Here is a 20345-nt window from a genome sequence, read left to right on the forward strand (position 1 = left end):
TCAGGTTTGATCACTCGAACAGCTGCAAAAACGACGCCCGGTCAGCAAAGGGTCTGCTAATCATCGCATGCCAGGAGAAGTTGAACACGGCAAACAGCACAAACAGGACGTTGACCACCTGCCAGCGCGGGTCCGTTGTTCGTTTATCTAGAACATAGAGAAAGGCGAAATAGGTCGCGGGGAGCACCAGCATGCGCATACGCTCCATCGCTGGCACCATGCCAGAAGCGGCGACTGCGAAGTACATTGCCGCGGTGCTGATCATGAACGTACGGGCAAACCCGGCACCGAGCTGGCGGCTGATCGCATAAGCAAACAGCAGGACTGCTAAGGTGATTGGCGACACCAGGCCACGAACGGTAGGTTCGATGCCAAACCCCGCAAACCGCCGGGGGTTAGACAGAATTGTCTGGATGCGTGGCAACAAGTAGCTTACCGAAAGGACGTACGCGGTCGCTGCCAGCACGCCCAAGACTACCAGGGCTATCAGGACCACGACCAACGATGAGGCCGAGCGCTTCAACCGAATGCGTGAAACGCGGGGCCATTCGACCACCATGACCGAGATCACTCCCATGAGCAACAGCGCCCAGGCGCTCCAATGGACAAGCGCCGGCACGGCGAGGGCGGCAACGAACCACCGCGGCTGAATTCGGTCTCGGAGCATCAAAGAGACCAATGCCAGGACCATGATCACGGCAACGAACTGCCGGATCAGATTGAACGGCATCATCAGCAGCGCCGTATCCAGACAAAAAACCAGATGAAAGCTCAAGGCACCCACGCCAAGGCTCCGGACAATGTAAATCTGGAGCACGACCAGCACGGCGACGGCAGTGATTACCAGCCAGAAGATGTTGAGGCGAGGATCGGCACAGTACTCAGCGGCGCCGGGTCCAAATAGCACCGCCCAGACCTTGGCGAGTGCCCACCAGACGGCCACGAAGACGGGCTCAAATTGATAGTTGGCCCAAACGCGCCTCCCATCGCCACAGAGCAACTGTATTCCAGATGATCCGTAGCGAGCCAAGTCCCCATTAAGACCAACTATGGTTGGGAAGACGGCGTACAGGGGCAGGCAAATGGCGGAAACGGCCGCCGATACCACCGCGCTGCGACTGACGCTGATCATCTCGAAGTCTGCTCGATCACTTCTTGACCGCCGCTGGTGACGATTTTGCGTTCGGCCGGCACCGGGTCCAGATCTCTCCCCAAACGAGAACGGTTTCGACCTGCTCGAGGCCGGCGAGGGTGAGCTCACTGGTCAGAACCTGCGGACTATGTTCGATGTAATGCGTGGGATCGGAGAAATAGTCGACCCCGAGGTCCTTACCCAACGCGACCTTCCAGTCACGTTCGAACAGCGGCACGCGAATCAGCACCTGGTCGGGGTGCACCTGCGCGACAATGCTCTTCAGGAACGACACTCGATCCTCGATGTGCTCGAGCACATTGGACAACACCACGGCGTTCCAGGCGCCTGCTGGCAGATCGCGAGTCGCGTCGGCCTCGACAAAACTGAGGTTGGGTGGCACCTCGCCGGAGCGTGCCTGCGCGAGCCGGCCCTTATCGAGTTCCACGCCAACCACCGTGCTGTGGGGGACGCGGGTCGCGATGCTGCGGGCCACGGCGCCGTAGCCGCAGCCGATGTCGAGCACCCTTGAACCAGGCGCGATGCGATCGACAAAGAAGTCGTGATACCGCATCAGCCGGTGCTTCGGATGGACACCACCTCCGTACGCCAGGGCGCGCTCGTTGATGACCAGATCGAGCCGTTTCTGCAGCCGCAGCAGCCTCCGCAACGCTTGCGCGGGGTCTCCTGGACGCGATTCGAGCATGAACAGGCCCATCACCACGGTCTCCCGAACCCTGGCAGGCAGCAGCCGCCACACCAGGCCGAGGACGTCCACGCAGCCAAGCACGGCCTTTCTGATCACAGATGACATCAGCGGGCAGCCTGCAATTGGTGAAATACCTCGCGGTGGCGGGCGATCCAGTGGGCAATGTCGAATTTCTCGACGGCACGCCTGCGGGCCGCGGCCGCGAAACCCGCGCGGCCCTCAGCAATGCGCAGCATGCCTTCACCGACCGCCTGTGCGTCGGGTGCGTGGGGCACCTCCCAATCCTCGGCGCACGGCAAGGCGACGCCAGCCGACGTGCCAACGAGTTCTGGCGTCCCGCCGCTGTCCGAATACAGCACTGGAAGGCCCGAGGCCAGGGCCTCAATGACGGTATTCGGACAGGGGTCGTTGTGTTTGGTCATGACGTAGGCGTCAGCGGCCCGGTAGATGTCCGGCGCCTGCTGCTGCCCGTAGGGCCCGGTGAACGTCACGCTGTCGGCGACGCCGAGGCTGGCGGCCAGCGCCTCGGCCCGGCCGCGGGCCTCGAGCTCGATCCACCCGGCGATGGTGAGGCGCGCATCAAGCCCGCGCGCGCGGGCAACACGCAGACCGGCGATCGTGCTTTCTAAACGGTAATACAGATGATTTCCTATCTTACCCGTGACGAGGAAACGATAGCCGTCGCTGCCCGGAGCGCCCCCAGGCGACGGGGAAAAGCGGCCGGTATCGACAGCATTGTAGAGGATCTCGCCCGCTCCCTCGCGCGGCCCCAGGAACAGATCGGCCGCGCGCCGGCAAAACTCGCTCTGGTAGAACACCCAGTCGGCGGCGTGGTACGGCTGCGCCATCTGCCGGTTCTGGGCCTGCCAGTCGCCCGCATACCAGGCTTTGTAGAAGACCCCATTCTGGTTGTGAACAATTGGTATGCCCCGGCGCTTCAGCAATCGCAGGGCCGGGGCAGGCAGATAGGGCGCGTTGCTCAGGACGTACACCAGGTTGTAGCCCCACCGCACCTCTGGAAAGTACTCCCGCAGGCGGCGCACCTTGACCAGCGGGCCGCCGACGTCACCCGACCGGGCGCCGCCGTAATAGACCGCCAGCTCGTTGCGCCGAGGCGCCACGAGATTGGCGGCCGCGGCCGCGCCGCAGAAGGCGACGTAGCCCCGGCGGAGAATGGCGCGGGCGGCGGTGTCCTTAAAGCCCATCGGCCACCAGCGGTCGATAAACTTCGTCCAGATGGCGACGCGCGACCACCTTCCAGTCGCACACTTTCACGGTCTCCGTGGCGAGCGTTCGCAGGCGCGAGGCGTCACTACTCGTCAACGACAGGATGCTGAGCGCGCGCTCGGCCAGGCCTGCGGCATCGGCAGGCTCGGCAAGCCCGCCGGTCACGCCGTCGGTCAGCAGGTCCGGCGACATCCCGACGCGCGTCGACACCACCGGCACGCCGCTCGCCATGCCCTCCATCAGCGCCATCGGACCGCCCTCTTCCCGTGATGTGATCAGGTAGAGATCGAGGGCGTGATAACAATCGACGAGTTCGACTGGAGTCCCGGTGTAGCGGTGGACGTACGGAATGCCGGCCCGTTCAAGGCCATGCTTCACGAAGCCCCGCGCCGGCCCCGTCAACAGCACGTGGACCGGCACGACACGATGCAAACGCGTGACGACGTCAAGCAGCACATCGGGGCCTTTGATCAGTTTCGGGGTCATCCCGTTGCCCCACCCCACACCATCCTTCTGGAACGACCCAACGACCACCGCGTCTTCGGGAATCGCCAGGCGCGCGCGGGCCACAGCGCGTTGCTTGGCCGTGGGCGGATGAAAGACGGCGGTGTCCACGCCAATCGGAATCTGCACCACCTTGTCGGCGGGCACGCCCCACGCCAGCAGGCGGCGTTCGATCATCCGGGCCCCGGTCACGATCCGGCTCAGGCGCGGCACGCTAGCCAGGAACTCATCGATGTGCCGGGACACGTCCGGGCCGTCCTCGCGCTTGCCATGGAAAAAAGACACGACGTGGCGATTCGACCTTGCCAGGTGCGGTCCCCACGCCGTCCACATGTATTGAGAACCAAAGTGAGCCACGCGCCTGACCAACCGTTGCGGCGTTGTGGTGGTCCCCATCGTGCCCGGCACGACGGTATTAATCTCATCACGCAGCCGTTCGCCGATCCAGCGAATGACCCAGTCGGCATTCTCCGCGACATACTGCACGGGCGGGCCGGCGCCGGCATAGAGCCCGGCCGAAGCCGCCAGGCGCCACGGCGCGGCCGTGACCGCCGGACGCCACCGCCGCAACACATCTTTCACTCGGCGTCACCGGCGCGACGGCAGACCGCGTAGGTCGTGGCACACACTGGGACAAACCGGTCCAGGCGCAGGCAGGCATCGAGCAATGGGCGGTAGAGGCCGGTCGCCTGGCGGCGAACGCGCCAGCCAAACACGAACTCGGCGACGCTGATGAACACGAAGTGCAGCGCGAAGCTCGCCGCGCCCCCCATCGCAAACAGGGTCGTCGCGCGTGGATCGAATCGCTCGGCGAGCAGCGCCGAAGTGTACTGTCGGTAGCCGTGCCACAAGTAGACCGGGAGTCCCCACCCACTGGGGACACAGTGCACCTGCAGCCCGCCCGGTGCGACCAGGCGCCCGAGCTTCCCGATCACCTTACGATCGTCGGCGATGTGTTCGAGCGCGGAGATCGACATCACCAGGTCGAACTGGCCCTCGGGCTCGAACGTCTGCATGTCGCCTTCGACAAATGTCCGGATGAATGCGGCTTCAGGCTCATGGCGGAACCTGTCCTGGATGTCGACACCAAGGTAACTGCCGGTATAGCCAGCCGCCGCGAGCTGGGCCGTGAGGCTGCCGCTGCCGCAGCCGATCTCGAGTACGCGAATTGGCCCTGGCGGCAGCAGCGTCGGCAGGCCTCGTTGAATGAATGCCTCGGTCAATGCCCGCCCGGGCGAGGCCGCGGCACGGGTTGTCTCGAGGCGGGGCTCGCAAAACGATCGGCGCGTGAACCGCCGGTCCGGCAGGCGCAGGTTGCGGACCAGGTTGAGGCCGAGGTACCGCAACCGGTCGGTGGCGCTCAGGCGCGCGTCACCGCTGATCTCTCTGGTCATCAACGGGGCCCGGCTGCCGGCTTGCGCGCGACCGCCAGCACCATATGCGCGATAAACGAACCGGGCACGATCGGCGCGAGCAGCACGCTCAGCACTCGCGTGAGCAGCCAGCCATAGGGCAAGCCGAACTGGTGATGCAGCAGGCGCAGCACGCCCTGCCGCTTGTGGATCGGGTGCGTCGCCAGCACCTCGAAGCCGCCGATCTCGAGCTCGCGCGCGATCTCGGCGCGGGTGAGGCGCCACTGGTAGAACCGCAGGGAGGCTGCGCTGGGGACGGTGCGCGCCAGCGAGCCGAGCACTCCGTGGCGCAGGTTGTCGAGAGGCGTCGAGATGAAGAGGTAACCGCCCGGCCTCAGCACTCGGAAGGCCTCGACGATGCAGGGCTGCAGACCCGCCTCGAAATGCTCGAACACGCCCCATGAGAAGTAGGCGTCGAACTGGCCGGCCGGAAATTCCGTGTGCCGGATATCGCCGGCAATGAACTCCGCCTCCGGGAACCGGGCCTTCAACTGTCCGATCGTCTCGCGGCTGAGGTCGAGTCCTGCCACCGAGAAGCCCTGCCGCGCCAGGCACATGGTCCAATCGCCGAGCCCGCAGCCGCCGTCGAGAATGCGGCTCCCCGCCGGTAACCGCCGCAAGTAGGGGTCCATGATCCGGTACTCTTCCTTGGCGGGAATTTGATCGATCCGCCCCTGCGGTCCACCTTCGCGTTCCCAAATCGCGGTCCAATGCTTTTCGACGAACGCCGTTTCATCGTCGGTCGGCGCCGCCGACTCCATGTAATCCTTGCGCATGCTTGTCCTATAGGGCCAGTTGGTTGCGCAGCACCAGCCACGGGCTGCGCCAGAGGCGGCGAGCGGCAGCGATCTGGTCGCGCGACCGAATCAGATCGTCAAAACAGGCGAGGTAGCGTTCGCACATGCGCTCCGCCGTGTGAGGATACCCGGGTATGACGGCGGCCAGTGTGTCGTAGCGCCGGATCAACTCGTCGAGCCGCGCTTCGAAATCGCCTTCGTCGAACGACACGCCAAAGCCGTCGCAGTACTCTGGTAGGCACCCGCTCCGCCGGTATAGCAGCGGCAAGCCACAGAGGGCGCCTTCGTTCTGGTGATTTCCGCCGGGCTCGTTGATTGAGGCAGTGAGATAGGCGTGATGCGAGCGAAGTTCGGAGGCCAGCTCCACGCCATCCAGCGCGGCGATATGGCGCGCGTGACGAAACGTGAACCCGGCCGGCACGTTGCCGACGTAGGTGAAGGCCAGGCGGTTCTGCCAACGGGGCTCGGCAAGCATCTCATCGAGCCGTTGATAGATGTCGAAGCCCTTCATCCAGTTGCCGCCCCAGTGGTGCGTGACCAGCTTGAGCGGGCCCGTGCCCGTCCACGGCTGCCAGCCGTGGGCATGAAAGGTGCGGGAATCGGCGCCGTTAGTGATCACGCTGCTACGCGCCTCGGGTCCGCCTTGCCACAGGGGAAGGTGCTTCAACCAACTGCCGACAAATACCGTGTGGTCAGCGCAATAGTTGGCCCGTCGCAACAGCAGATTCATGTGCCGCGTCTTTTTACGTTCGTCGCATTCATTGATGCGATGCACCACGACGGTGCGAGGGTGACGGATCAAGTAGCGCAAGACGGCACCGGCGGTAAAGGTCACGTCGGGATGGCGCCAACGTGGGTCCAGCAAGACGATTACGTCGACGTCCGGTGCGGCCAGCGAATCGACTACGACGTCACCGCGTGCGCGCAGGGCGCCGGTCACGGCCGAGACGAACCGATTGCCGCCGCCCCACGGGCCAGAGCGCGGCTTGAAGTTCAGGGCCACCTTCACTGCGCGGCCCAAGGCGGCGTGACGCGTTTCTGCAAGACCAGCGTCTGCGTTGTGTAGCAGCGCCACGCGCCGCCGGTCTGGAGAAACGGGTTGTGCCCCAGCATCGTCAACAGGTTGGCGGCGAGCCGCCCCGCGCGTCCGGTCCAGCGTCGAGACGATGTCACCAGTTCGTACCAGAGGACGGGGTGTGAGCGGATGACCTGGACCGGCGCGCCGAAGACGGCGCTGCACAGCGCGGTGAAGTCGCCGACGAACCACTCCTGCACGTGCATGGGATCGACCGGCAACTCCGAAAAGCGAATCGGCGTCGTAATTACCAGGTGGCCGCCTGGCGACAGCAGCCGGTAGATCTCGTCGAGCATCGCACGCGGGTCGTCGACATGCTCGATCACCTCAGAACAGACTACGGCCGCGAAGCGGCCGCCGGCCAAGCCGGTATCGTAGCCGCTGATGAGCCGAAACTCCCCGCGCAGGCCCTTCTTGCCGAACATCTCGGCGGCCAGTGCGAGCCCGCGCTCGCTGGTATCGGCGCCGACCACGGGCCGGCAGAGCTCACGGGACAGGGCACCGGCGAGCGCGCCGTCACCGCAGCCCAGGTCAAGAATCTCACCGGAGCCTCCATCCGGGAGAGCGGCGCGGACGCAACGGCAGACCAGGTCGTATCGGGCCCGGGTGTAGGCGCTCATCCTCAGGAGCCCACCCTCATATTCGATCCAGTGGTAGGCGCCCTTGCGGTCGTACTTATCGAAATGAATGCTGGTCATCAATTTGCCCGAGGCGAGTGCGGCGCCGCGCTGGTGATGCACTCGGCGACTTCCCTGGCTACGGCGGCGGCCATGTGCTCGACACTCAACGCCGACTCGACCATTCGCCTGGCATTGGCGCCAATGCGAGCAGACTCGGAACTGTCTGCCGCCAGTCGATCGACCGCGCGGCGAATGCCGTCGTGGTCGCCGGGGGCGCCGCTGAATAGGCAGGTGTCGCCGTCTCGCAGCAACTCGCGATTCCAGAGGCCGCTGAAGTCAGTGATCACGACGGTCTTGGCGCACGCCATCGCCTGGAGACAGGCACTCTGGCCGGATGGCTGAATGGTTTCGCGGATTGGCAGAATCACGAACCGGGCGTTCTGAACCAGCGTGCGGATGGCTTCGTCGGTCAACACCTGGTGATGCCACCCACCTCGAATGATCTCGACGTTGGCGGCCGTGCTCGAAATCGGATGGCTGGTCACGACCCTCAGGCGCGGGTCGGACGGACGCCATGCCCTGAGCAGGGTGGCGTAGTCCCGGTGTGAGTCGTTGCCAATGCTCAACACGTAGTCGCCGGCCGGCGCGGCGCCGGCTGGCGTCCAGAAGCTGGTGTCGACCCCAAATGGGATGTGACCGATCGGGGCATCGAGCTTCGATGACAGCAGCCGCGCGTTTCCCTCGGTCAAGGCGCACACCGAGACGCGCTTGCCGAAGATCCATCGATAGATCCGCACGACCCGTGCCGGGGTTGTGGGCTCGATCAGGCCGATCGCCAGGAACAACACCGGTGTCTGGATCACGTTGAGGCGGCACAACAGGCCCAGGCACACCCCGAAGGTGTTGGTCGAGACGACCAGGCAGTCGAAGGCATTGAGGCGCGCAACCGTCGTCGAGCGCGCGAGCCTGGCGATCGGCCACAACGGCACGCCGGTCGCGGCATAGAACATGTGACTGACGCTCCGCCAGACCCGCGCCGGCAGGGTGTCCAGATCCAGCTCGCGGTCGGTGACGATCTCGGCGTCGTAGCCCTTCTGGCGCAGCTGCACGTAGCCGTAGAAGAACTCGGTCGGCCCGCCGTCGGCGACCCTGGCTTCGCGGCCAGCCTTGAACAAGAAGGCAATCCGGCCCTTCAGGACGTGAATCTCCTGGCTCACGCCCATTGACTGGAACTTGGCCGGCTGGAACACGGCAAGCATTGAGCTATCGTAGAGACGACACGCACCGCGGGATTGATATGGCCAGAATTTCGATTTTCATCGACCACGACATCGTCATTCGACACTTTCTGGCCACTGGCATCCTGCAGACCCTGCAAGCCAGTCACGAGGTCACCTTCGTGGTTCCAGAGGGTCACCGGCGTGTTCGCTCGGATGTCACATCGCTTGGCCTGAAGAAGGTCAGGCTGTTCAAAGTCGACGAGCGTAGAGCCTATCTTTGGAGGAGACTGTATCAGCATGAGGTGCTTCGTCGCGCCAGGCGCGGAGATGCCGAGAACCAGGCCCAGATCTACGGCTTTTGGAAGGAGACCCTCCGGCCCCGAGCGTTCTGGCAAACATGGTTGATGTCCCTGCCAGGGCTGTACAGCATCTATCGCCACTACGCGCTCCGTAACATCGGCAACAGCTCGACCTTTGAGCAGCTCATGAGCGAGCTCGCCCCCGACGTCATAGTGCACCCAACGGTGCTCGAAGGTCTCTTTGTTTCCGATCTGATTCGATGGGGCCGCGAACACTCCGTGCCGACCATCTTCCTGATGAACTCCTGGGACAACCCGGCCGTCAAGGCCATGACCTGCGGCCAACCGGACTGGTTGGTGGTCTGGGGCGAACAGACGCGGCGCCTGGCTCACCGACATCTCGGGATGCCGCTCGACAGGATTATGCCGTACGGCGCCGCGCAGTTCGATCTCTATCGCGACCGCCCTCAAAGCTCACGTTCGGAAGTCTGCCGAGGTTGCGGGATAAGCGAAGACAAGAAGCTGGTGCTGTACGCGGGATCTAGCAAGGGCGTCAAGGAGGTGCAGCACCTAATCGCACTTGAGCAGGCCATCGAGAGGGGCGACTTGCCAGAATGCCATATCTTGTTTCGTCCACACCCGTGGCGAGGCGTCATTTCCGGTGAGTCCGACTTCTTCGCTCAGACGTGGAAGCACACGACGATGGATCCGGAGATGGCCGATTACTACCGAAGCTCCCGCGTGAATTCGACCATCATCTACACTCCGGACACGGAATATACGCACTCCATCTTGTCTGCTTGCGATCTCCTGATCTCGCCAATCTCAACGATCTTGCTCGAAGCGGTCATGCACAGCAAACCCGTGATTGCCTACTTGCCCGAGGAAGACATCGACAGGAATTTCTTTCTGAGAACAATGGCGAACATGAGTTTCATGCAAGAGTTCTTCGACCGGACGCGCTGCGGGCCGGTTCGGACCATGCCAGACCTCATCGCCGCAACCCGCGAGTGCCTCCTCGACCCAGCTGGTGGGGAGCGCGCCTCAGTAGCTCAGGCGGCAGCGGCCTATTTCGTCCAGTCGACACCAGATGGTTACGCGTCCGCAGTCGACGGCTTGGTCCGGCACGCGCTGGGCGAGCGGACCCGGAACAGCGGGTCACCCGAGCAGGAGACCTGAGAGCGCTTCGTTCAACCGGGCATTCGCGAGAGGCTCGACCGGCGCCGCCAGGTAGTTGACGCAGTCCCCTGGCTTGGTGACCTGGCGGACCTGTGCCTTGCCTTCATCAATCGCGAACCACCGGTAGCCACGAACGGCCAGATAGTCCCAAATCTGGCTGGGGGTCGATCGCTCAGACGCACGCGCGGCATTGACCTCGATCAGGACTACTGGTCGGAATCTACGGATCAGGTCGTCGGCGCCCATCAAGACCGGCAACTCATGCCCTTCAACGTCGATCTTGAGAAGATCAACCGTGATTCCGGGATGTAAGCCGGCCCAGGTGTCGAGAGTGAGCATGGGGACCTCAACTTGCTCCCACTGGCCCGATGACTTGGCTGCGCGATCAAGACGGTTGAGAGCGCCCGCACCCGACAAACTCTGATGAATCGTCGCCCTGCCGTCTTTGTCGCTGGCTGCGGCTGCGACCGCCTGGACGTTCGCCAACTGGTTCCGGTGAATTGTCCAAGCCAGCTTCGCGTACTCAATCGGCGAGGCCTCAAAGGCCGCGATCGGCGCATTCGGCGGCATCAGGCGAGACGCCAGCAACGCGTACAATCCAAGGTTGGCGCCAACGTCCACCATGCCTCGACAGTATGGCAGGAGGGTGCGCATGAGGTGTTGCTCTTCCGGTTCAAACGTGCCACGAAGGAGCCCGGCAACGACAAGGTCGTTCTTGTGGTACGGCAACACTCCAAATTCCGTCCTTACTGCGAGACGGTGAGTCGGCCAAAACCGATCCCGGAGTCGAACCAGAACCTGGGACGGCGCCTGTACGCTGATCGCTCTAATCATTCGTCCTCTTGGCGAGAACTTCGTGCGAGAACTCAAGGATTCGCTGGGCCGTTGCTGCTCCATTGAGACCGGCTTCGAACTGCTCATACGCGGCTCGCGCAAGCTGCACCGCATCCGCGGGCGCCTGCCTCAACTGCATCATCGCACTGGCAAACTCATCGGGTGTCGCTGCGAGCAGTGCATTGCGCCCGTGCTCCAGTTCCGGCATGCCGGCGGAGTTGGCCCGGTGCGCCACCACTGTCACGCGGTGGCGGAATGCGTCAAGGATCCGCGTGCGGAAACCCAGCGGGATTGGCGTTGGCACCAGCAGTGCGGTGACCCCTCTCATCTCCTCTTTCAAGTCGTCGACGTAGCCGCGGCGCACGACCCGAGGCATCAGCTTGTCAAGCGACGGCTCAAGTTGGCCGCGACCCACCAAGTACACCTCGATCTCTCCGCCTGCAATAGCGGCCTCAATCAGCGGGTAAACCCGTTTCGCAAACCACGCCAGTCCAGTCAGGGTCGCAATCCCACCGATGCCACCAACAAGGAGAAACCGAGCTGGAGTCTTCGGGACATCCTGGCACAACCCTCCGGACACCGGGGCCATCGGGTTGGGCGTGTACAGTGTCGGCCGGCCATGATGAGCGCGGTGCCAATTGGCGTGATTGGCAGCGTGATTGACGACCAGATCAGCTTTGGGATAGTCACGGCCCATCTCGTATCGCAACTGCAAGGCCGTCGCAACGACCAATGGCGTCTGCAGAAGCGACTTGAGCCTCTGCTTGGCCCTCCCGAACCGCAGGTTATAGACATAACGATGAAGCCCACCTATGTGCTCGAGGTCAATCGACATCACACCGACCAGCCCGACGAAGCCGGTCGCACGGACCAGTCTTAGCGGCTCAAGTCCATAGGCAAGAACAAGGTCAGGCTGAAAAGTCTTGAGGGCGTTGCTCAGCGCCGCCACACTGTCGCTCGATACCACCGGGCCTGGCTGGTCCAGCCAAAACCGCGCTCCGTTCTGACTGAAATGAGCGTTTGCGGAATCGAAATCTGCCGCGTGCCGCCCGGGCGCCGCCGCCACATAGAATCCGACGTCCACGTGGCAGCGAATCAACCCGTCCAGCAACCCCCAACGAATCGCCCGATTGCCGCTTCCGGTCGGATTGGGAGCAATGCCATCCGCCGACACGAGTAGGACTCGGCGAATGCGATGTGGTTTGGTCGTGTCGCGTACCATCAATTGCCGCGGAGCTTCCTGACGAGGCGCGTCACGATGCCCTGCGGCTTTTCCTGGAAGCCTTTACCCTCTTTCTTGGAGTTCAGCAACCTGAGATCAGGGATTGCCAAGGGCTCACGAGAAGCGACAAATACCGAACGAAGCCTATGGTGTCGACGCGTCTCGTGAAACTGCCAATGATCGGGATGGCCAGGCACAAGGTATACGTGCTTCCAGCCGAAGAGGTGCAAAAGCCGGACGAGCGTGACTTGCGAGGGCACGAGAGCCAAATGATCAAGGCCTTGTGTATCTGAGGCGCCTTCCTCCACCAATCGCAGGAAGGGGCCCTTATCTGGTATCAACTGCGTTTCGATGATCATCACGCGGGCGGCAACTGCTCCCAAGCTTCTTAATGCCGCCACAGGATTGTCGAGGTGGTACAAGAGTCCCGCACAGAAGACCATGTCCGCATCTTGAAACGGCTCCAGAGCCTGTGGCTTCTGGATGTCGACAACCTCCGTCCGCAATCCTGGGTAGCGTCTGGCTATCTCAGCCACGTTATCAGCTCTGCCATCAGTTGCGGTCACACTCAGCCCGAGCGCCGCCAGCTTCTCCGAAAAATAGCCTGCTCCCGCGCCAACATCGATGACATGTCGTAAACCAGCCGTCTCCACGAGGCGCCGGATCCATGGTTCAAAGAAGCGCCAGCGCGCCTCGTTGATCTCTCGGTAACTCGCCGCGTCAAATCCGGTGTTATTCATTCTAATGCTCAGTATCTCGGGGAATGCCAAGGGTGAGATCGGCTGTTCCCGGGCCTGCCCCCCTTGCCGAGCCGACGCCCTTGCCGAATTGTTCAACAGCGTCGCTTGATCGCGTAGTACTTCCCTGAGCCGGGATCTCTTCGCAGATCGGCGCGTTCGAGGAACAGCTCGTCGATCGCCATCTTGGCCCCTGGCCATTTCGCGTGCTCGAACGTATTCATGTATTCGTCAAACATGATAATGCCGTTGGGCACCACTCGTTCGAAGAGTGAATCGTAGATGCTCTTGTAGGACTCGTAGAGGTCGGCGTCCGCGTGAAGCAGGGCAATCTGATCGCCGGAATACTTCGGCAGAGACTCATTGAAAAAGCCTTTGACCAATGTCACCTGCGATCGGACAAAGACCTCGTCAAGGCCTGAATTGGCGAGGAGTGACTGGACGGAGAGGAGGTCCGACTTCCATTCTCCCTTCTTTGGATTCCGCGGACTACGGTCGTGCTCGCCGGGCTCAGGAAAGCCCTCGAACGAATCAAACCCCCAGAGCCGACGTCCCTTGTTCTCGATTCGCGTCAAGAGAGCAAGATAGAGCAGGCTGCGCCCCCAACCGACACCACATTCGACGATGTCTCCATCCAGGTCCCTGACCTGCCTGAAGATGTCACTGAAATAGTGAAATCGTACTGCTTCGGTCAGATTCAATTCGGGCACGAGCGATGCCGCTTGCGTGTGGCCAACCGCCGATGGCTTCTTGTCTTCGAATACGCTGCCCGTGGCCGCCTTCGCGTCGCCTTGATCCACTTGTGCTCCTTAGATGAGTTTCTTGCCGGTGACTAAACGCCCAGCGCCACGGCGAGGCTCAACTGGCCGAGGTCGAGCCTTCGCGCCAGCCGAGGCGGCGCATCACAAATTCCGCGAGTGCGATGTCCCATTCCGTATCGATGCTGATGAAGGTTCCATCCAGGACCAGCCCCCCCGAACGTGCTCCCATGATGCTGGCTTGATTCAGCAGGCAGTCGCGAGTGATCGCGTAGGCGACGCCATTGCGGTGATACACCGGCGCCAGTTGCTGCCGCGCGACCACTTGCTTCCCCGCTTCGTCATAGTAGCCCAATCGACCGTCCGTAATCGTCAGCTGCTTCAGCGGATGGGCCTTCGAATCGGTTTCAGAGAGCGTCCAAACGGAGTCCCAACCTCCCTCAACCAGCATGTCAATGGCCGCCTCGACGTGCTCAGGGCGGCGAAGGGGCGATGTCGGCTGGAGCATCACGACGATGTCGAAACGGACACCGTCGATCCGCTCGGTCTCCTGGAGAGCGTGGGCGAGAACATCCCAATCGCCGATCGTCGGTCCCGAAAGGTGTTCTGGCCGCCGAAAGGGCGCCGCCAATCCCGAGGCCTCCGCGGCGGCGGCGATACCCTCATGGTCGGTAGAGACCACGGCGCGGTCGATGATTGGCAGGGCTCGCACGACATCGCCGACCCGCGCGACCATGGAGAGGCCCAGCACCGGACGAAGGTTCTTCAGCGGTATGCCTTGGCTGCCTCCGCGGGCAGGGACCACTGCCAAGATGCGCCGTTTGCGGATCAATACTGCCTCCCTCGGCCTTGCTCGAAAACCACCATCAGCGGTCCTCCAGTCCGATGAGCCGCATGACCCCGCCCAGATCCGTCACGGACCACGTCGGTGGCTCTGTGAAATCGCTGTCCGGGCGCGTCACCCCGACGAACGCGCAGCCGAATGACGCGGCGCCGGCCTTGTCCACTTGCCGGTCACCCACCATCACGATTTCGTGCGGCCCGAGGCCGGCCTTGGCGGCCAGCTGCCGAAGGGACACAGCCTTGTCCGCGGCATCGCCCAGGACATAGGCAAACCGCGGTTGCCATCCTCGCCGGGCGATCACCGACTCCAAGGGGACGGTGGGCGTCGCCGAAACCACGGCCGCCATGACCCGCTGGCTGCGCAGGCCGTCGAGGAGACGCTCGGCTCCGGGAATCGTGGCACAGACCGCGATTGCGCATTCACACCGGCGGGTGTACTCGGCGGCCAGCGCCGCCGCCGGATCGGCCGCATTTGGTATCAGGAGCTCCGGTGAACGTTCGATGAATCGCCGGAAGATCTCAAAGCGGTCACCACGAGTCTCCCGAAGCACATCGCCCATCGCCGACACGCTGCCGGAGAAGGCCGCGGCGACCTCGAAGAAGAGCTCCTGCTTGATGCGATTGGAGTCGACGAGCGTGCCGTCGAAGTCGAACGCGACGCAGCGAATCATGCAAGGTCTTCAGGACACCGCGTGCGCTGGTCCACCCGACCAGCGCGGCCGTCATCAAGAGTTCGACTCACGCGGTTGGCGCCCGGTGAAGCTTCCCAGGCAACTGGAATCGTCCCCAATGGTCGACGACCGTCTTGCGCTCATGTCGCTGGAGCTTGTTGATTGCGGCATCCTTATAGACCGAGTCGTTGTTGAAATGCGTAGTCGAGACCTCCTCGAACACGCACCCGTCCTCGGTCCAGAAGCTGTGCCACACGCCTGGCATCACGAGCAGGGTCTCTCCCGGCGTCAAAGCGCGGATCCGGCCTTCCACGCTCACGGTGAGGTCACCGTGCAGCAGCTGGAATGTCTCTTCCTTCAACTTGTGGTAGTGGGCTGGGTGCCTCTGCCCGGGAAGCTGGACGATGATCTTCTTGCAGTACTCGCGGTTGATGCAGTTGATGATCACCGCGCCGTATTCGCGAAACCGCAGGATCCCATAATGATGGGAGTACTCAACCTCGAACTCGGTGTTGAGCTCGACCCGCGCTTCGTTCAAAAGCGCCTTCACTTCGTGCACGGCTTCCTTGATGACGAGGGCGTCAGAGTTCTCGGGAATCGATAGCTGACTCAGCAGCAGCGGTCCGTCAGGCGCGACATCAGCGCCGGCCACGATGCCGGCTTTCCACTGGCCGCTCTCGAGCTGCCCCGGCTCGTAGGGCATCGCGAAGTACACGTGCTCCCGTTCGATGATCTCGCCCTGCCTGATCGGCGCGGCCGCATAGACGCCGCGGCGCAGTGAGTCGAGCGACTCCTGCTCGACGGCGCTGATCTTCCGCTGGGTCCCGCCGCACAGAAGCGCGGCGGTGTTGCAGGCCTCGATCCAGCGATTGACCTGCTCTGGCGTCGAAGAATAGGCGTTCAACTTGATATCGCCGTCGGCAATGCCCACGTGGCGCTCGAAGATGCGCGCCCCCTTGGCCACGGCAATCTGCACGGGCACCGTGTCAGCGGGATCCTCGTGGGTCGACCAACCGATCACGTGATTCCGGTAACGCTCCCGGAGCACGTCGATCTGCTGCAAGTTGCACTGGTCGCGCGGCGTCGGATAGATCGAGACACAGTGCATAATCGCGAAGTCGGCACCTCGGTGGTCGAGGAAGCTGACCAGGCTGTCGATGTCCCCAATCTGCAGGCCACCGGTGGAAACGATTACCGGCAAGTTGGCGCCGGTCACCTTCTCGAGCAACGGCCAGTCCTTGGCCGAGCAACTGGCCACTTTAATGATGTCGAAGCCCATCTCTCTGATGACGTCGACCGAGGCTTCGTCAAATGGCGTGGACATCGTCAGCATGCCCTCCGCGCGCGCGGCTTCAAACAGCGTCTGGAACTGCGAACGACCAAGCTGTGTCGAGAGGAACCGCGGAATGTGCTTGTTGCTGCTGCCCTGCTTGTGCGCGGGATGCACCAGCGTGTCGAGATCTCGGAACTGGAACTTGAACGCCGCGCGCACCTGCTGGCGACGGACCACCTCGCCACACTCGCGGATGATGCGCAGGGCGTGTTCGACGCTACCCTGGTGGTTGTTCGCCAGGTCGAGGACGAACAGGTCGCTGAAATTGAAGTCGTCTCTCATGGCTTGTCCTGGCGTCACAGGGTCTTGAGCGAGGCCGGCGTGTAGCCGGCGGTGTAGTCGATGGCCACCGTGCGACGCTCGTTGACTGACTTGTGCGCGGCCGCGACCACCAGCATCGTGTCAAGGCCGCGGGTTCCTGAGATCGGCGATGCCGCCGGGTCACCTGCCAGGCTGGCGGCGATGTGCTGCAGCTCCTGGATGAAATCGGCCGGCCGCGTCTTCTCGAACAACTTCTCGTCGTTCTGGCCCTTGCCGTTGCCACGAAGCACGGCGTCGACGCCTGGCTTGAACGCGCAATGCCATTCCGCATAGCCATCGCGGCCCTGGGCACGCGCCCACTTCCGCGGCGGACTGGTCACAACGTCCTGCACGATCCGGCCGACCAGCCCACTCTCTGTCCGCACCTGCAGCACGCACAGCTTGTCATAGTTGACCTGGCCATCGTCGACGAAATCCATCATCGCGGCGACCTCGATGATGCGGCCGGCGCCGAGGGCATGAGCAAAATGCTGCCAGAGGTTGGCGGCATGGGAGTGCTCGCCGCTCGCCCCGCCACCACGCCGCCAGAATCCCAGATAGGTGTCGGCCGGTCCGTTGAGCCAGGGATGGGCCGCAAAAATGCCGCCCCAGTACTCGCGGAACTCCACGTCCAGTGTTTCGATGGGGCCGAGCGCACCCGCGGCCACCGCACGGCCAAATTCCTCGCTGGCCTTTCCGACCACGTGGTCGTAACCGGTGAAGATGGCGACACCGTGCTCGCGGGCAGTCTCGACAAGCGCCTGGGCTCCGTCCAGGTCGGGTGTGCAAAAGGGTTTCTCGACGAGGATGGCCTTCGGCCGCTCGCGCACCGCCGCCACGGCCAAGGCCAGGTGGCTGTCGGGAGGCGTGCCGACAAAGATCAGGTCGTAGCCACCGGTCGGCGCGTCCTTGGACTCGAAGAGACGGATGGCTTCGTCCCACTTGCCGTAGCGGGCGGGGTAGATCTGGTCGCGCGTGCGAGCGAGGGCCGCCGGATCGATGTCGCACAGGTCCACCGACCAGCCGAGGCTGCGCGAAGCATTGGAAAGGTGATTGCCGATGGAGCCGGCGCCGAAGACTTTGACTTTATACATGTATCGTCCGTTCAATCGTGCACGTTCGTGAGCGTGTAAGAATCCGTCGTACGCATTTTATATGTATGGTAGAAACGCTCGCCCGATGCCATCCACGCGGCAATCGTTTCGAGCTCCCTGGCGAGCGCCGGCGGCCGCTCGGCCAGCCACGCGATGAGGCGCTGGTACAGGCCGCCTTGTTCGGAGTCGTCGCCAGAGACCAGCGGCGGCTGCCACGCCGGCGCGCCGAAGTAGATGCCCGCAAAGGCTGCTGCCCGGCTGCTCGCGGTGGCCGTATCGACATCGCGCCACCAAGGCGACTGCGCCAGCGCGGCATACGCGGCTGCAGTCTTCGGCCACACCGTGAACCCGCAATCGTGATACCAGCCGACGTCGGCGACCATCACCGGCTTGCCGATCATGGCGGCCTCGATGCCGACGGTGCCGTGGACGGTAATCACCGCATCGCTGGCCGCCATGACGTGCGCGCCGTGCCACGCCGTCGGGCACAGGCGCACGTGCGGCGGTGCCTCAGTCGGCATCACATCGGACAGGGTTTCGCCGCCGTACCATTGATCGCAAGGATGGGCGCGAAATAGCCAGCTGGCGCCTTTATACGCGCAGGCCGCGGCGAGCGTGACCTGCGTCCAGTCGAGGAAGTCGCGATACTGCGTCATCCCGGCGGCGTGAGGAAAGTCAAACCAGTTGGACGCGTAGACTGTCACGATCGGCCGATCGAGCGGCCACGCCATAGCCGACGCAATCGCGGCGCGGTCGACAACCTGGTTGTTGCGCTGAAACGCGTAGATCGAGCCGATGTCATCGGTCAGCCCCGCGAGGCGGCGGCGGAGATACTCTGCACCTGTCGCGGTGAGCGCGCCGGCGCGCGCCGCCGGCAGCGCATCGAGCACCGCCCCCGTCGGCCGGTCGACACTGTCGAAGACGTCGGCCGGCGAGTCGACCCGCCAATAGCGAGGCGTGCCGTAGTTGCCGAAACAGACGACTACCGGAATGCCGTGACGGGCAGCCGTCCAGGCCAGCGCGCCGTATCGGAAATTGATCGCGTGGCTCAACGCGAACAGCGACCACGGTCGCGACGCGACGAGGCGCGCGGCGAAATCAAGCTCCCCAAGCGCCTCCGCGACATGGTCGAGAAGGTGTGGGTGCCCAAGGCTCACGCTGGCGGCCCGCTGGCGCTTGAGCAAGCCGTCGTAGAGGATGCTGCCCGGCAAGCCTTCGGGCAACTGCCAGTCCATGATGGCGCGGGCGTCGGTGGTGCCGGCGAGCAGCGCCTGGGCCGCGGCGCGAAATGGCCCCACGTCGATGCGGCCGTCGGCGAGCGCGGAAATGCCGAGGCGCTGAAAAGTCCGCGCGGCTTCGCGGCGGCGCCAGGGGCCGGTCAGGCCCACCTCCTGCCGTGATGCCAGGCCACAGGCCGCGCGCAACAGGCTATACCGCATCCAGTAGTTGGGGTTGTCGAACGTGCCGTCGACCAGAACCGGTCCGGGGCCGATGGCTGCCGGTTCGACGAGACTATTCGCGGTCAGGCGGGCCAGCTGCGCTTCGAAGGAGCTGCGCTGCCGGTCGGTCTTGATGCGCCGCACGGCTGCGGCCGGCGACAGCTGTCTGGCTCCAGAAACGAGCCGGCGCAGGCCGCGATCGAAGGGGCGCGGGAGGGATGGGGTGGTCACTTTGGCGTGTAGCTGCCCTGTTCCAGTTTACGCACCACTTCATCCATGGCTGCGCGATCGAGAGGCTTGCGATAGACGCCTTCGGCTTGGGCGACGAAGTCCGCGGCGCCGAGGCGGCCTTCTTGCAGGCCACGCGCCGCGCGCGCCAACAGGTGCATGCCCTGCTGGTAGACCGCGACGCGCATGTCCTGGTAGCGGCACGGCCGAGAGAACGACGCCGGCTCGATCAGGAGTACCGGGCCCTCGTCGATCCCGATTGACATGCGGTGAACCGTGTTGCAGACGGGATCATCGTTCAGCACCGCCCACTCGGGGCAGTTGCAGCCTCGATAGTCGGGCAGCCGCCCTGGGTGGCAGTTCAACACGCCCAGGCTCGTGCTCGACAGGATCGGCGCATCGAGGATGCGAGGCGTTCCACAGTTCACCATGAAATCCAGCGCGAGCAAGGCGACCAGGTTCCGCGTCGTCTCGTCCTTGTGCGACTCCACGAAGTAGACGGGAATGCCGGCGGCCACGTCGTGAAGGGGCCGCCAAGGCAAGCGGCCGCCGGTCCGCTCGTCGTGGAAGCGCCGGTCTTTCTCGCTCATCTGCACGCTGTCGAGAATGATCGCGGTTGGGACGGCCGCCTGCGCGTGCAGGCCATCCAGCAGCGGCCCCAGTAGCGGCGCATCGTAGGTCGCCAACACGGCGAACCGCCGATCAGCGCCTG

Annotated in this window: 20 protein-coding genes; 1 reads left to right on the forward strand and 19 read right to left on the reverse strand. The window is 63.7% G+C overall.

What is annotated here, in order from left to right:
- Positions 1-10: 10 nt before the first annotated feature.
- The 9 genes from WC815_07815 to WC815_07855 are packed head-to-tail and all read right to left on the reverse strand — an operon-like array spanning position 11 to position 8735.
- Positions 11-1132, reverse strand: a complete 1122-nt coding sequence (locus WC815_07815) for a hypothetical protein (protein ID MFA5908667.1) — start codon at positions 1130-1132, stop codon at positions 11-13.
- Positions 1133-1148: 16 nt separating this feature from the next.
- Positions 1149-1937 (reverse strand): class I SAM-dependent methyltransferase, encoded by a 789-nt coding sequence (locus tag WC815_07820; GenBank protein ID MFA5908668.1) that lies wholly within the window; start codon positions 1935-1937, stop codon positions 1149-1151.
- Positions 1938-1945: 8 nt separating this feature from the next.
- The gene (locus WC815_07825) at positions 1946-3046 is read right to left on the reverse strand and encodes a glycosyltransferase family 4 protein (protein ID MFA5908669.1); all 1101 of its coding nucleotides are present in this window, start codon (positions 3044-3046) and stop codon (positions 1946-1948) included.
- Positions 3036-4154 (reverse strand): glycosyltransferase family 4 protein, encoded by a 1119-nt coding sequence (locus WC815_07830; protein MFA5908670.1) that lies wholly within the window; start codon positions 4152-4154, stop codon positions 3036-3038. The genes WC815_07825 and WC815_07830 overlap by 11 nt, the downstream gene beginning before the upstream one ends.
- Positions 4151-4966 (reverse strand): methyltransferase domain-containing protein, encoded by an 816-nt coding sequence (locus tag WC815_07835; GenBank protein ID MFA5908671.1) that lies wholly within the window; start codon positions 4964-4966, stop codon positions 4151-4153. Before WC815_07835 ends, WC815_07830 begins: the two co-directional genes overlap by 4 nt.
- Positions 4966-5760 carry a methyltransferase domain-containing protein gene (locus WC815_07840; GenBank protein MFA5908672.1) on the reverse strand — a complete coding sequence of 265 codons (795 nt, stop codon included), beginning with the start codon at positions 5758-5760 and terminating at the stop codon, positions 4966-4968. The genes WC815_07835 and WC815_07840 overlap by 1 nt, the downstream gene beginning before the upstream one ends.
- Positions 5761-5767: 7 nt before the next feature.
- Positions 5768-6790, reverse strand: a complete 1023-nt coding sequence (locus tag WC815_07845; GenBank protein MFA5908673.1) for a hypothetical protein — start codon at positions 6788-6790, stop codon at positions 5768-5770.
- Positions 6787-7596: a methyltransferase domain-containing protein gene (locus WC815_07850; GenBank protein ID MFA5908674.1), complete on the reverse strand. Its 810-nt coding sequence runs from the start codon at positions 7594-7596 to the stop codon at positions 6787-6789. Before WC815_07850 ends, WC815_07845 begins: the two co-directional genes overlap by 4 nt.
- Complete coding sequence (locus WC815_07855) at positions 7554-8735, reverse strand: glycosyltransferase family 4 protein (protein ID MFA5908675.1); 1182 nt, start codon at positions 8733-8735, stop codon at positions 7554-7556. The genes WC815_07850 and WC815_07855 overlap by 43 nt, the downstream gene beginning before the upstream one ends.
- A gap of 38 nt (positions 8736-8773) precedes the next feature.
- On the opposite strand from WC815_07855, the gene WC815_07860 reads away from it, so the two are divergent.
- On the forward strand, positions 8774-10174 hold the full coding sequence (locus WC815_07860) for a hypothetical protein (protein MFA5908676.1): 1401 nt from the start codon (positions 8774-8776) through the stop codon (positions 10172-10174).
- On the opposite strand, the gene WC815_07865 is transcribed toward WC815_07860, so the two are convergent.
- The 10 genes from WC815_07865 to WC815_07910 form a co-directional block, all read right to left on the reverse strand.
- Entirely contained in the window at positions 10154-10903 is a 750-nt protein-coding gene (locus WC815_07865; protein ID MFA5908677.1) for an FkbM family methyltransferase, read from the reverse strand. The two genes, WC815_07860 and WC815_07865, sit on opposite strands and share 21 nt — an antisense overlap.
- 97 nt (positions 10904-11000) lie before the next feature.
- Positions 11001-12230: a glycosyltransferase family 4 protein gene (locus WC815_07870; GenBank protein MFA5908678.1), complete on the reverse strand. Its 1230-nt coding sequence runs from the start codon at positions 12228-12230 to the stop codon at positions 11001-11003.
- Positions 12230-12970, reverse strand: a complete 741-nt coding sequence (locus WC815_07875) for a methyltransferase domain-containing protein (protein MFA5908679.1) — start codon at positions 12968-12970, stop codon at positions 12230-12232. The genes WC815_07870 and WC815_07875 overlap by 1 nt, the downstream gene beginning before the upstream one ends.
- Before the next feature lie 92 nt (positions 12971-13062).
- The gene (locus WC815_07880) at positions 13063-13767 is read right to left on the reverse strand and encodes a TylF/MycF/NovP-related O-methyltransferase (protein ID MFA5908680.1); all 705 of its coding nucleotides are present in this window, start codon (positions 13765-13767) and stop codon (positions 13063-13065) included.
- Positions 13768-13825: 58 nt separating this feature from the next.
- Positions 13826-14557, reverse strand: coding sequence for an acylneuraminate cytidylyltransferase family protein (locus WC815_07885; GenBank protein ID MFA5908681.1), 732 nt, complete (start codon positions 14555-14557; stop codon positions 13826-13828).
- Between the two features lie 34 nt (positions 14558-14591).
- Positions 14592-15239 (reverse strand): HAD family hydrolase, encoded by a 648-nt coding sequence (locus tag WC815_07890; GenBank protein MFA5908682.1) that lies wholly within the window; start codon positions 15237-15239, stop codon positions 14592-14594.
- Between the two features lie 67 nt (positions 15240-15306).
- Complete coding sequence (locus WC815_07895) at positions 15307-16854, reverse strand: N-acetylneuraminate synthase family protein (GenBank protein ID MFA5908683.1); 1548 nt, start codon at positions 16852-16854, stop codon at positions 15307-15309.
- 14 nt (positions 16855-16868) lie between these two features.
- Complete coding sequence (locus WC815_07900; protein ID MFA5908684.1) at positions 16869-17966, reverse strand: Gfo/Idh/MocA family oxidoreductase; 1098 nt, start codon at positions 17964-17966, stop codon at positions 16869-16871.
- An 11-nt stretch (positions 17967-17977) separates the two neighbouring features.
- The gene (locus WC815_07905) at positions 17978-19636 is read right to left on the reverse strand and encodes a hypothetical protein (protein ID MFA5908685.1); all 1659 of its coding nucleotides are present in this window, start codon (positions 19634-19636) and stop codon (positions 17978-17980) included.
- On the reverse strand, positions 19633-20322 hold the full coding sequence (locus tag WC815_07910; GenBank protein ID MFA5908686.1) for a formyltransferase family protein: 690 nt from the start codon (positions 20320-20322) through the stop codon (positions 19633-19635). Before WC815_07910 ends, WC815_07905 begins: the two co-directional genes overlap by 4 nt.
- Positions 20323-20345: the final 23 nt, after the last annotated feature.

It is taken from the genome of Vicinamibacterales bacterium (assembly GCA_041659285.1).
Taxonomy (GTDB): domain Bacteria; phylum Acidobacteriota; class Vicinamibacteria; order Vicinamibacterales; family UBA2999; genus 12-FULL-67-14b.

Excerpts from the sequence above, each read along its gene's own strand:
- WC815_07900 (MFA5908684.1), bottom strand. The coding sequence starts at position 17,966 with ATGTATAAAGTCAAAGTCTTCGGCGCCGGCTCCATCGGCAATCACCTT.
- WC815_07875 (MFA5908679.1), bottom strand. The coding sequence starts at position 12,970 with ATGAATAACACCGGATTTGACGCGGCGAGTTACCGAGAGATCAACGAG.
- WC815_07835 (MFA5908671.1), bottom strand. The coding sequence starts at position 4,966 with ATGACCAGAGAGATCAGCGGTGACGCGCGCCTGAGCGCCACCGACCGG.
- WC815_07895 (MFA5908683.1), bottom strand. The coding sequence starts at position 16,854 with ATGAGAGACGACTTCAATTTCAGCGACCTGTTCGTCCTCGACCTGGCG.
- WC815_07825 (MFA5908669.1), bottom strand. The coding sequence starts at position 3,046 with ATGGGCTTTAAGGACACCGCCGCCCGCGCCATTCTCCGCCGGGGCTAC.
- WC815_07855 (MFA5908675.1), bottom strand. The coding sequence starts at position 8,735 with ATGCTTGCCGTGTTCCAGCCGGCCAAGTTCCAGTCAATGGGCGTGAGC.
- WC815_07815 (MFA5908667.1), bottom strand. The coding sequence starts at position 1,132 with ATGATCAGCGTCAGTCGCAGCGCGGTGGTATCGGCGGCCGTTTCCGCC.
- WC815_07870 (MFA5908678.1), bottom strand. The coding sequence starts at position 12,230 with ATGGTACGCGACACGACCAAACCACATCGCATTCGCCGAGTCCTACTC.
- WC815_07840 (MFA5908672.1), bottom strand. The coding sequence starts at position 5,760 with ATGCGCAAGGATTACATGGAGTCGGCGGCGCCGACCGACGATGAAACG.
- WC815_07860 (MFA5908676.1), top strand. The coding sequence starts at position 8,774 with ATGGCCAGAATTTCGATTTTCATCGACCACGACATCGTCATTCGACAC.
- WC815_07890 (MFA5908682.1), bottom strand. The coding sequence starts at position 15,239 with ATGATTCGCTGCGTCGCGTTCGACTTCGACGGCACGCTCGTCGACTCC.